The sequence below is a fragment of the Kitasatospora cystarginea genome (assembly GCF_039533515.1).
Classification (GTDB): domain Bacteria; phylum Actinomycetota; class Actinomycetes; order Streptomycetales; family Streptomycetaceae; genus Kitasatospora; species Kitasatospora cystarginea.
The window spans coordinates 1-945 of the sequence record NZ_BAAATR010000187.1 but is presented as its reverse complement, the minus strand read 5'-3'; the positions used below and the strand labels follow the sequence as shown (position 1 = coordinate 945).

Genomic DNA, 945 nt, shown 5'->3' with positions numbered 1-945 from the left:
ACACCACCTCGCGCAGCGAACGGTCCAGGTACTGGTCCAGGTGCGCGAACACCTCGTCCAACGCGTCCGCGAACAGCGGGAAGGCCTCGTACAACTCACGGCCCATCCCGGCCCGCTGGCTGCCCTGCCCGGTGAACAGGAACGCCGTCCGGCCCTCTACCACCGAACCCTGCACCAGGTTCCCGGCAGACTCACCCGAAGCCAGCGCACCCAGCCCCCGCAGGAATTCCGCACGATCCTCGGCGACGACCACCGCACGACGCTCCAGCGCCGCCCGGCCCATCGCCAACGAGTAGGCCACATCGAGAAGTTCAAGCTCACCGGCCGACAGCAGCCGCTCGGCCTGCGCCCGCAGCGCCGCTTCACCCTTGGCCGACACCACCACCGGCAGCACCGACGGCGACACGGTCGCCTCGACGGCTACGGACTCGACGGCCGGAGCCTGCTCCAGGATCGTGTGCGCGTTGGTCCCGCTGATGCCGAAGGCGGAGATACCCGCCCGGCGCGGACGGCCGGTCTCCGGCCAGTCCGTGGTCTCGGTAAGCAGCGAGACCGCACCCGCCGCCCAATCCACGTGCGGGGTCGGCTCGTCCACGTGCAGCGTCTGCGGCAGCACACCGTGCTGCATCGCCAGCACCATCTTGATCACACCGGCGACACCGGCCGCGGCCTGGGTGTGACCGATGTTCGACTTCACCGAACCCAGCAGCAGCGGCGAGGCCTCGTCGCGACCCCTGCCATAGGTGGCGAGCAGGGCCTGCGCCTCGATCGGGTCACCAAGCCGCGTGCCCGTACCGTGCGCCTCGACCGCGTCGACCTCGGCGGCCGTCAGACCGGCCGACGCCAGCGCCTGGCGGATCACCCGCTGCTGCGAGGGACCGTTCGGCGCGGTCAGACCGTTCGACGCACCGTCCTGGTTGATCGCCGAACCACGCACGATCGCCA

1 protein-coding gene is annotated in these 945 nt (G+C 70.7%); it reads right to left on the bottom strand.

Translation table 11 applies throughout. The features are described from left to right. Positions 1-945 (bottom strand): ketoacyl-synthetase C-terminal extension domain-containing protein (locus ABD369_RS40745; protein WP_344641682.1); only part of this gene is annotated, 945 nt, incomplete at both ends.